The organism is Mucilaginibacter kameinonensis (genome assembly GCF_003675385.1).
Lineage (GTDB): Bacteria > Bacteroidota > Bacteroidia > Sphingobacteriales > Sphingobacteriaceae > Mucilaginibacter > Mucilaginibacter kameinonensis.
Window position 1 is genome coordinate 1032825 of record NZ_RCWZ01000005.1, and the last position, 11989, is coordinate 1044813.

General features: G+C 43.3%; 5 protein-coding genes. All 5 read right to left on the reverse strand.

What is annotated here, in order from left to right:
• Positions 1-54: 54 nt before the first annotated feature.
• Entirely contained in the window at positions 55-2643 is a 2589-nt protein-coding gene (locus EAH55_RS27055; protein WP_244228374.1) for a BamA/TamA family outer membrane protein, read from the reverse strand.
• Positions 2644-3013: 370 nt separating this feature from the next.
• A complete protein-coding gene (locus EAH55_RS27060; protein WP_121812398.1) occupies positions 3014-5371 on the reverse strand; it encodes a GAF domain-containing protein in 2358 nt (785 codons plus the stop codon).
• A 23-nt stretch (positions 5372-5394) separates the two neighbouring features.
• Positions 5395-9000: a BamA/TamA family outer membrane protein gene (locus EAH55_RS27065; RefSeq protein ID WP_121812399.1), complete on the reverse strand. Its 3606-nt coding sequence runs from the start codon at positions 8998-9000 to the stop codon at positions 5395-5397.
• Positions 9001-9049: 49 nt separating this feature from the next.
• Positions 9050-9946: an SdiA-regulated domain-containing protein gene (locus tag EAH55_RS27070; RefSeq protein ID WP_121812400.1), complete on the reverse strand. Its 897-nt coding sequence runs from the start codon at positions 9944-9946 to the stop codon at positions 9050-9052.
• Positions 9933-11978, reverse strand: coding sequence for a polyphosphate kinase 1 (ppk1, locus tag EAH55_RS27075; protein ID WP_121812401.1), 2046 nt, complete (start codon positions 11976-11978; stop codon positions 9933-9935). The genes EAH55_RS27070 and ppk1 overlap by 14 nt, the downstream gene beginning before the upstream one ends.
• Positions 11979-11989 lie beyond the last annotated feature (11 nt).

An 11989-nucleotide genomic window follows, 5' to 3' on the forward strand; every position in this document is an offset into this window, starting at 1 on the left:
CAGTTTTGATTATATCATGGTAGGTTTTTCGAAACCCGCGGCAATTTATCTTCCTTAAAACCTAAATCCAATAGAAACATAAGGCAGCGATCCTTCTTTTGAAAAGCCCATTACCGCCTCAATTAACACCAGCTGGGCAGGGATGATGTATAAACCGCCACCATAGCCATCATGCCATCTGTCTGATGATTCGCCCGGAACCCATACCCTGCCTACATCGTTAAAGCCTATCAGGCCAAACGAACCGGGTAACAGGTAAGATGTAAAGTCAAGCACTTTTAAGCGTAATTCGAGGTTGTTATAGGCCATTGTACGCCCGGTAAATCTATTGGTATGAAATCCCCTGAAATTTTGGAAGCCGCCCAATTTTAACTGTTGAAAATAGGCTGCATTACCTACCGTTGTTCCTAAACCTGTACGGTTAGCAATCACCAATACCGAATCCCTGTCGGGGTTCAAATAAAAGCTAAACTCGGATAACACCTGTCCATAAGTATTATGACTGCCCGAGCCGCCACCGCTAAAACCGCTTACGGTAGTTGTCCATAATATGCCTTGCGTTGGTATAATGAGTTTGTTACGGGTATCCACCGTGGCGTTGGCTGTTAAACCGCCGTAAACCTTGGTGCCAAATACTTGCTCATCCGGGAACGCGGCATTATAACCATTTAAAAACCGTTCGGTATTATTTGAAGCCTTGCTGTTATAAAACTGACCGGCAATACCAGCGCTAACGTGTAATGTTCCAAAATCGCGGTGCAGGGAAACATCTCCCGTAACATAATCATAGCGGTTACGATAGTACGAGATCTTTCTGTCGTCTTTATTTTCAAAAACCGTATTGTTCCCTATGCCGAAGAAATTGCTCAGGTTATGCGGCCCACGCGATAGCAAGTTAATCTTCAGATCATTTTCGCCTATGGCTTTTTTCCAGTCGGCCATGTAGGTAAATAAAAACGACTTACGCTCCAACGAGTAATTGGTCAAAAACTCTTCGCGGAAAGCATATGGTTCTTTCCTAAAGCCATGCCGCTCGTACGAAAAACCACCTATCAGCAAGACACCAACATCGTTACTGTAATTGGCCAGGATGATAGGCTCAAACCTGTCAAATTTAAAACTGGTTTTATCATAGTTATTTACAGCAGTATCTCTCGATGTCCGGTTTTTTGCCAGCGATGAAGGAGGCAGTACATTTTTTTGATCTGAACGGTCATAAATATAGGTGTTGCCCCTGTTATTCAAACTGCTGTCTACCGCGAAGGTATCCATCCCATCCCCTCCTATCATTCGCACTATAATGGGCGATGGCGTTGAACCAGTAACTGTGAAAAGATCGTCACCATCAAAACCATACATCCTAACCTCTTTGGTAACATCCGGTTTAAAAGTGCGCTGGTAGGTTACCTTGTCAATGCTGCCGTCTTTCTTAATCTTATTTATGGTAAGGGTGATATCGCCATTGGTTTCGTGAGCTACGGTAAATTTATCTGTTTTATCACTCGCCGGAACATCTACATATTTAGAAATGAACTTATAATACTCAAGCGCCTGTTTTTGCAAGATGTTGCGCCTTGCTATCATCTTACGGATAATCTCCGAGCCCGAAAGCTGATAAATGGTATCAGGCATCAAACGCACCGCTTTTTTGATCAGGTCATCAGTAAGTTTACTTTGCACGTAGGCTATCTGTTGTTTCCAGTCGTCTTCGCTCAATTGGTTCAGAAAATAACGGTCGAAGTAGCGGGCATTAAAGTTCCATCCGTTGATGTCCCTGATTTCATCGCTATAGCCCTGAAATTTTGATTTGAGCCACTGGTGTGCCACTATCCACGGTAAAACACCCGAAGTTTTATAATAAACCTGGTCGCGATCACGCGGAACGGGTTCATAAACGGTTTCGTGCTTGCCATCTATTTTTTCCCAGCGCCATTGGTCTTCATGCCTGTCCCAATCACCCAAAAGCATATCCAGCAGTCGGGCGCGAAGTACGGTCTTTTGATCAACGCGGTTATCGTTATCATCCTGCAGCTTGCGCTGTACCTTTTCGGTATTATCGGTTTTATCGGCATCAAGCGGCTCTCGTTCTTCAAACAAAAATACCTGGTTGGCAAAATCCTTTTGATATTCGCCAAAAGTAGGATCATCCGGAACGTAGACAATTTTCGGATTGGAATGCGGCACGCCCAGGGCCTCGGCCAGTGGCGGAACCGTAAGTGCAGAAAACGGATGCGCGGCTGATACCTGGTCTTGCAGGATATCTTTAGCTACGGTAGGTCTTAAATCAACAGGCAACCCTTTTTCGGGATATTTTTGGATAGTTCGTAACACCCATTGCTGGCCGGTTGGATCCTGAAGACGTAATGATTTGGTTTGCTTACCTCCGCCACGTTGCAATATCTTCAGTCCACCTTTTTCGGTAGTTAGATGAAATACAGGCAAAGTAACCGGAGCAGCCCAGAGTTTGCGGTAATTATCGCCAAGAAAAAATTGATGAGTCCCGCTTACATTATTATATGATGGCTCGATAGCCAGTTTAACGCTATCTGCTCTTGTTTGGGCGTAAGAAATGTGACCGGCTAAGCCTATTAAGCCCGCCGTTAAAAAAAAGGATAAAGCTTTGAACAGTTTTGTGCCGCTCATGTGGTTTTGTAAGTAATGCAACAGTAGAATAATGCATATTACAAAATAGTTTTAATTAATGCACGAATAGCGGCGGGTTTAATAGGAAAATTTAATAACCTATTGTCATGCTGACGCACGAAGGAGCTTCTTCGCTTTGCTCAAACGCTCTTAAAAAAAGCATGTCATTGCGAACGTAGTGTGGCAATCGCACGGGAGTATAACCGCTCTGTATAGTATGCGATTGCCACGTCGCGCCCAAGCTCTTACCCGTTTCGCTCCTCGCAATGACATGGCCTTTTAAACCAACATTTTCAATTGATCTAAATATCCGAACAACTTTGGTGATAACACCAATAACGGCGTAAGGTTTCTTATAAATTTCGGTAAATTAATTAGTCAGCAAGGGCAATTGATAATTAACCCCAACGCGCAGGGCTTTCAAGCCGCTAACGCCCTGTAACTCCTCCAGTTCAAGATATTCCAGGTCATCAAGCAGGTAGCCTTGTACTTGCAGGTACCTGATGTATTCATCATACTCGGCAGCTTCTGTCGGGTTGAAATACACCATAGCTATTTTACCGGGTTGAGTAAGGCGCTCGAAAGTTCCGGCAATTAAAACTTTGTCGATACGTTTTTTGATCACCTCGTAGCGGATGTTGTAAGCGCCCTCAACATCAAAACGCCTTTCGTCATTCCTGAAGCTGATATCTATCGGGTTGGAATGGATAAAGATCAAATGTGTAGTCTGCAACGGACGAGATAGCTGCTCGCTAAGATCATTGGTCATCCGGGCTATCTCGGCCATTGACCGTAGCTGCCACAAACGGATATTTTTAAGGTAAAGCGTATCAAAAACGCGTTGCGGCGCTATCGACTGCCCAATGTAAATATCGTACTCAACCCCATCGGTACGGAACTTTTCGAAATAACAGGGGAACGATTCCTGCACTTCTGTCTGAGCCTGTTCAAGATATTGGTTGATAGAAGTATTGATCAGCTGCATGGAAGTTTCCAGGCCTCGCCTGTGCTCAAATGAAGCCCCGGTTTCCTCATTCATAGCATCAAAATACAGGTCAATAATTTCCCGCTCGGCAGGATAATTATTTCTGAAATGTTCCAGGAAAGGATTAACATCATTATGCAGGAAAGTATCCAGCATCAACTCATCATTGGTAGTAATGTAACCACTGATGCGTTCAAGCCATTCTTCACATTTAGATACCAGTTTACCCGTAAGACTTAAATGAATATGATCATTCAGGTGCCTTAAGGTATCAATAAGTATTGTCAGCAGGCTTTTCAAATCCTCCTGCAGGGCGCTGTTTCGTTCTACTGTTGAATTGCGGATATCAATAGCGCCAAACAGCGGGTACACATGGCTAAACGATACCGTTTCAATTTCAGGGCTCTTTTTCTTCCTGCGTTTTTCTTTAAGATAATTCCACGCCACCTCATTAAATTTCCATTGAACAGATGGTTGTAGCGAAGTAAATTTATGTTTGATAACTCCCGCAATACGGGCCTCAAACTGATCGATACTGTTTTGAAGCAATTGCGCTATCAGCGGAATTGTAGCCTGTAATTTTGAAAGCAGTTTCTCATAAAAAACAATTTCCTTATAAGAATACACTTCCATGATACCCACATTTTTCTTGTTGTAATACACCGGAAAAATGCCGTACGATTTAATGCCCGCCTGTTTCAAAACCTGCAAAAAAGGGAATTTACCTATTTTTTCATCGGTAATGGAATTAAAGAAAATTGGCCTTGGGTTTTGATTATAATCATCCACAACAGCGTCAAATGTTTCTTCCGCAAGGTTAAACTCTTTGGCAGCTTTTAACAAAATGCTTTTCGAGCATTCATCATTATCAAAAATGGGTTCGTTATTGATGGTCAAAAAAGGCATCAACCCAAATTCAATACCCGGACTTTCGGCAAGGGTTTTAAGCGAGCTGATGACGTGCGCATACTGCTCATCTTCATTTGACGAGTGATTAACCAGTTCGGTACGGATGTTTTCAAGCGCGTGAGTAAGGGTTATATCCGTCAAACTTATAATTGAAAACCCTTTAAATTTAAAGATATTAAGCGGTAATACCTGCTCAATTAACTCCAAGCTTGCATGCGAGTGTAAATAGGGTTCGATAGTATCAAAGCTAAGCTCCGGCAGTTCGCCATTCAATTCAATCTCTACAAAGCGTGGATCAGTCACGATATTAAAATACCTGGAAAGGCCTGTTTCGGGATCCTCGTATGAAAACAGCAACTCATTTTTCATTGCCGTTGAAAAACCATACATCCGCTCAAGGATGAGGTTATAAATAAACCGTTTTTGCCTATCGCTGAACATATCATTCTTGGGCACATTCAACGCGTACAGGTTAGAATGGTGACTTGAATGAAAATCATAAAAAGCTTCGGTGCTGAAAAAGATCTTATCGGGTACCGGTGTGCTCAGCGCCCAGTAAAATTCCTTTTCGTTGGCTATTGGCGGGGTGAGTATAGAGTAAATAAGCTCCAGCATTTCCCTGTATTTTTCGGCGTCAGATGGCCGCATGTCCAGGTCAATGCAAATATCATGCTCAAAACGGCCCAGCACGTAGCGATAAAACTCGCTTTTGAGCGTTTTTTCGGTGGCAATCCGTTCTTTCAAATGCTCAACGAAGGGGTTAAATGTCAGGCATGTTTCAACCTGGCAAATGCTGCATTCGTTTTTGCTTATATTAAGTACTTCTGTATGCATTTTAAAATTTCAATTTACCCTTATTAAAATCTGAAACTGGTTGAAAGATAAGGGTACCATCCTTCTTCAGAGTAAGCGGCAATCACTTTAATAACTGCAAGCCGTGCAGGCGCTACATAAAAGCCGGCACCGGTGCCGTTGTGCCATTTATCCGAGCTTTGCCCGTTTTCCCAAACGCGGCCTATATCGTAAAAACCGATAACACCTATCTGTCCGGGAACAATATAGCTGGCAAAATCCGTTAGCTTAATACGCAGTTCCAGGTTATTATAAAAACTATGCTGACCGGCAAACCTGTACAACCTGTAGCCTAATAAATTATCCTGTCCGCCTAAAAACAGCGATTGATAAAAAGAGGTTTTTCCAATGGTAATACCACCGCCTACCCTATCGGCCAAAACAATACTGCTTTTAGCGTTCAGGCTCTTGTACAAAGCAACCTGGGGTATCAGTTGAGCAAAACTTGTGGAGTTATTATTTAAACCTTTAAACTCCTGAAGTTTGATATTTATAAAGCTTCCCCAGGCCGGAAGTATCTTATTATTACGCTTATCGTTGGTAAAGTCAACAACTATGCCAGCGTGTAATTTTGTTTTGTCAAAGGTATAACTGTCAGGCGCGTTTGTCAGTAACGGATATGTAATAAATCGGCCTGTATTGTCATCGATATTTAAATTATAGTACTGAAACGCAGGGCCTACGGTTAATGAAGTGCCCGATTCGTTACGCCATCTGAAAGCTGGGCTAAACGTTAAGTTGGTAAAGCGTGTGCGGTGGTATTTACGGTAGTCGGCAACCTTGATAAACTGTGTTTCGTTGCCGCGGCCAAAAAAGTTGATATTATCCGGATAATCAAACTGACCGTTCATTAAAAAGTCGGCGTTACCAAAAGCGTGGATCCACTCGCCGCTATAACTGATCTTGAAAGCCTTTGTGCTAAACGAGTGGCTCGCAAACACGGTTTGCACATCATTATAAGGTAGCTTTTGAAAACCTTCCTGGTGGGTGTATTTAAAACCAGCCCCAAGCAGTACACCTTCGTCCGGATTGTAAGAGATATTGGCCAGCGGCGCTATCACGTTCATCAGGTTAACACGCAAGTATGAAGTATTAGCGCTATCCTTACTGATATGCTTGTTAACCTTTGATTCATCACCTGTGATGGTAAGCTTTTTTCCCCTGTCATACAGTTGCACCGTATTAACCGAGTTTACGATATTGTAGTTTTTGGTACCCGTGCTATCAATAAACCTCAACTTAATTGGCGATGTAGCATTATCAAGGACTACCTTATCATCGCCACCGCTTACATAAATGCGGAGCTCTTTGGTAATATCGGGATGATAATTCTGGTTCATGAGGGTGTCCTTAACCTCGCCGTTTTTGTTGATCTTATTAATTACCACATTAAGGCTGCCATTAGGCTGATCCTTTACGGTTACCAGTTCGTTTTTATTAGAGGTATGGATATCAACTATCTTATTGATGAATTTGTAATAGTATTCCATTTCGGCCGGGATGTTAGCGCGACGCTCTTTCAATTGCTTCAGCAATACATCATGCCTCAGTTTATACGATGATTCTGGCAGGCGTCTTAACCCGGCCTCCAGCACCTCATCAGTTTCGGCAGCGACAAAATCATTTACAATTTTTGTCCACTGTTCATGACTGTACTGAACAGATGGCCACCTTTGCATGAACATGGTTTTCCATAACGAATATTTGACACTGTAAATCTCTCCGCTAAAGCCCTGCAAGTTAGGCGCTATCCATGGTTGGGCGGCTATGGTTGGCAACACACCCTGATTGGTATAAAATACCTGGTCGCGGTCGCGCGGAACAGCGGTGTAAAACTTGCCTTTACCCTTGTCCTCGTCACGCCAGCGCCACTGATCGCCATGCCTGTCCCAATCGCCAATGAGTAGGTCGAGCAGGCGGGCGCGTAAAAATTCATCCCCGTCTACCGTGTTATCGTTATCCTCCAACATTTTGCCAATCATTTTTACGGTATTATCAGATTTACCGCCCGGTTCGCGCTCTTCAAGCAAACAAACCTTGTTTGCAAAAATATTAGCGTACTGCCCCAAAACCGGATCAGGCGATACCACGCCGATCATTGGGTTAGCATGCGGCACCCGGGCTGCTGTAGCCAGAGGAGGTACAATCAATGCGGAGAACGGATGTTGCGCACTCATGGCATCGTTAACCCAGTCTTTGGCAAAGGTTTCCTGGAACTCGTCTGGCAGGATCTTCTCCGGTTGCTTTTCTACACTACGTAATACCCATTCTTTACCATCTTTATCAATTAAGCGTAATGAGTGTGTCTGGAAACCACCACCAATGCTTTCGGCCTTTAAACCGCCATGAATTTCTGAAAGCCTGATCACCGGCAGTTTGGTTTCGGCGGCCCATTCCTTCCGGTAATTTTCACCAAACCAGCGGCGGTGAAAATTGCTTACACTATCATATTTAGGATGAACCCTTACAATCATGCTATCAACCTTAATAGGCGTATGCAGTGTATCAGGAACGTTTTTTACCGATGTATAGGGTTGCGTATAGGTAAATACCTGTTTAACACCCTGATCACTATCGATATAATAAGTAAACCGCATCCGCTTGTCTATCAGCATATCGGCAGTTACATAGCCTTGTGTGGCATCAGCAAAAAGCGAGTATTTACCTTTAATCGCATAAGTTTGCTTGGCTCCTGCCCCGCTTACTATCTGTACTTGTTTGCTTTTGATAAACTGCAGGCCATGCTCATGCCCGGCCACATGGATCAGGTTGGGAAAACCGGCAAAAACGCCGTCTACCTTTTTAATCATATCCTTATACAAAGGATGGCCAAGGTCTTCCGGATTGGAGAATGTAGAACGTAAAAACGGGTAAAGTGAACCTACAACAGGCAGCGGGATCCAAAGGTCTTTATTGGCTACGGTAAGCGGAAAGATGTGATCCTTAAGCGAAAAATACCCGCCATGTGTACCATAACTCTGGAATGGGTGGTGCGAGGCCAGTATAATCACTTTATCTTTATTCCGCTCAAATATCAGTTTGATCTTATCGGCAATGTCATCCTTTGTTTTGCAATCACATTCAGCTCCTGGATTGCTTTTGTTGAATGGATACAACCACCATTCGCTATCGAAAGCTATCACAGTAAGATCCTTGCCGAGGTTGATCTCTACCGGATCCGGGCAACCGTTTTCAGGAACCATTTTCAGCAATTTATCGCCCTGTTGATCCATGTATTCCCATTGCCGTTTTATTTTGGCCAGACCAAGCGGACCCATCTTGTCCCAGTCATGATTACCGGGAATAAAATATACCGGTGCACCAGCTGCCCGCATAGGTTGATATTGCGATTGCAGGATCTTTTGGGTTTCAGCCTCTTCCGGACTGCCTGGTAAACCCATCCCTCGCGGATAAATATTATCGCCCAGATAAAATACCGAAGTTTTGTTTTTAAGAACATGGGCTGCGGCATGTTTTAAAACAGCGCTTTGCTGCATATCCATTTCGCCGGCATCACCAATCAGAATCATCCGGTATTGCACCGAATCCTGGGCTTTTACACCAAGAAAACTCAACAGTAAAACTAAAAACAGGGGTAACTTTTTAATCATAGGGTTTGGTTAGATGTATGTTGTTTAAATTAGCAAAGCTTTACAAAAGCTATTTTATAAAGCCGAATTTCAAAATATTACCGGCACTTAACTGGTCGCCTTCGTTTGAGATATACAGGTTTCGCTGGTTATCAAATGCCATGCCTTCAGGTTGATTGAAGATAGTGACACTTAACGGATACACATTTTTCACTTTCCAGCTGGCATCCGTAACCACCAGCATTTTATTTACCGACGAAAGGATATACCACTCGTTGGTAAATGTATTTTTCGCCATTGCCGAAGGACGGAACGGCACCCGCTTTTTATCGGCCAGGCGTTCAATTTCCTTAACATCTATTACAAAACTGCCGCTTTGTTTCAGAGTACCGTCGGGCTGTAATTTCAGGATATAGCCGCTGCTGCTTTTTGAAGTTTTTTCGTCGGCGCAATGTTTGCACAGCACGTAGATCTGTCCCGATTTTTCATCGGCACACATGGCTTCAAATTCGCCTTCGGGAAGCTCTCCTTTAGTTTTTTGTACGTTGGTCACCTGTTTAGTTCTCGCCTGGCTAAACGGGAAAGTAAAAAATGTACCATCGCTTTTAAGCATGATCACTTGCTCGCGACAGATGGCCACGTCTTCATAATCGCCGCTTTTGCCAAACTTGGTGTAATTGGCTTTTTTATCGCCCAATTTCAGGTTAAACAGAAAGCCTTCTTCATCCTGCTCGGCATAAACCGAATCGCTCTTCCCTTTATAAAAAGCAAAGCCGGATATCTCGGTAAGATCATCAGGCATTTTGTATTTGACGGGTTTATTCAAATCATATCCCGGCGGACTAACTGGGATAACCTTCTCTTTATTTTTGCATGATATAGTCAAAAAAATAGTTGCAACGCAAAGCATGGCTATTGCAAAAACAGCCAGTTTAAGTTTAGCAGGTTGTTTTTTAAACCCTGTCATATTTTTTTTGCTGTAAAAGTTCATAAATGGCCCGCTGTGATTGTACCTGCGGTTCAGCTCTATCAACCCTTATATTTTGCAATTGTTCATTTAAATTTACAGCCTGAACATTATCTGCCAGCTGAATATTTATCATATCAATCACCTCTTTTCTGATGCCCTCATCATAGACAGGGAAACACACCTCAATACGGCGATAAACGTTCCGGTTCATCCAATCGGCCGAGCCCATGAACACCTCTTGGTTACCACTGTTATGAAATATAAAAATACGCCCGTGTTCCAGGTAGCGGTCAACAATGCGCCTGATAGTAATGTTCTCGCTCATCCCCGGTACACCAGGTATTAAACAGCAAATGCTGCGCACTATCATCCTGATCTTCACACCTGCCTGCGATGCTTCATAAAGCTTGCCTATCAGTACCCGCTCTTCGAGGTTATTAAGTTTTATAGTAATACCTGCCGGATTGCCTTTCCGGGCCTGTTCAATCTCCCTGTCAATCAACTCAATAAACCTCGATTGCAGGTTAAATTGAGCTACCAATAAATGTTTAAAATCTATATCATACCCTTCTGCCGATTTAGCTTTTTTACCAAGGTAAATGAACAGCAGATCCATCTCGCGCAGCAATTGCGGATTGGCCGTCATCATGATATGGTCGGTATAAAAAGCAGCGGTACTTTCATTAAAGTTACCCGTGGCCAATAAACCCGCATATTTTGCCCGCCCATCAACCAGACGCTTCACCAGGCCTACTTTAGCGTGCACTTTTATGGCCTTATCACTATAAATAATATTGGCGCCCGCAAGTTTTAACCTTTTGGCCCATTTGATATTATTAGCTTCATCAAAGCGGGCTTTCAGCTCCACCAATACCCTCACTTTTTTACCGCTTTCAGCAGCACTGATGAGGGCGTTTACGATCCTCGAATCACTGGCTACCCGGTAAAGGGTCACTGAGATCTCCTCGACAGTTTCGTCGATAGCCGCCTCGTTAAAAAAACGGAGAATGGCGTTGTACGACTGGTAAGGCGCATGGAAAATGCAATCACCCTTGTCGATATAATCAAATATGGATTCATCCGCACTGATCTGCCTGTTTACCAAGGGAGGCCATTTAGTATATTTTAAAGATGGAATACCGACAGGTAAACCCATCAAATCTTTCAGGTTATGATAAAAACCGCCTTCTACAATACTTGATCCCTGTACACCCAGCTTATCCTCAATTAGGTGCAAGATCCTCAACGGGATCCCTGGCTGATGAAGGAATCGTGTTGCCAGACCCTGATCGCGTTTTTGAAGCTGTTTTTCAATCTGTTCCTGAACATCACCGTTGTAGTCGTCGCTTAACTCAAGCTCGGCATCGCGTGTTATTTTAAAACTGTAGCAGCCTTTTATTTCTTCGGTTTTGAAGATCTTGTTAAGATTATACCGTACAATATCATCAAGGAAGACAATGTACTGCTTACCGTCCTCATTAACGCTGAAGAAACGCGGTAACTGGTTCGATGGAATATTGAGAATCACTGACCGCTCTTTTCCATTATCCAGCCCAAGGTTCACCAAAAAGTAAAGGCGGTTATTTTCGGGGAAGAATTGTTTTTTGCCACCAACCAGGTCAACAGGTTTTAAGAACGCCAGTACCTGGCTGTAAAAATAATCGCTCACCCTATCAGCTATCGAAACCGGGATTGGTTCATTAAACAGCAGGTTTACATTATTTTCCTTTAACAACGGAATAAGTCTACCTGTAAAAACCTTACCGAAACGATTTTGCTGCCCCTCTACAAGTTCCTGGGCTTTATGCAAAACATCCTCAGTTTGTTCTGTTTTATTATGCAGGTTAAGCTTATGTAAGGCCATCACCACTGGCATACGCACGCGGTAAAACTCGTCGAGGTTAGATGAGAATATAGCAAGAAAATTTACCCTTTCCATTACAGGGAGTTCTTCGCTTTCGGCCTCCATCAATATGCGTTCATTGAAAAGCAACCAGCTCAGGTCCCTGTCGAAAAATGAGTATTCCATAGGTGTAGATT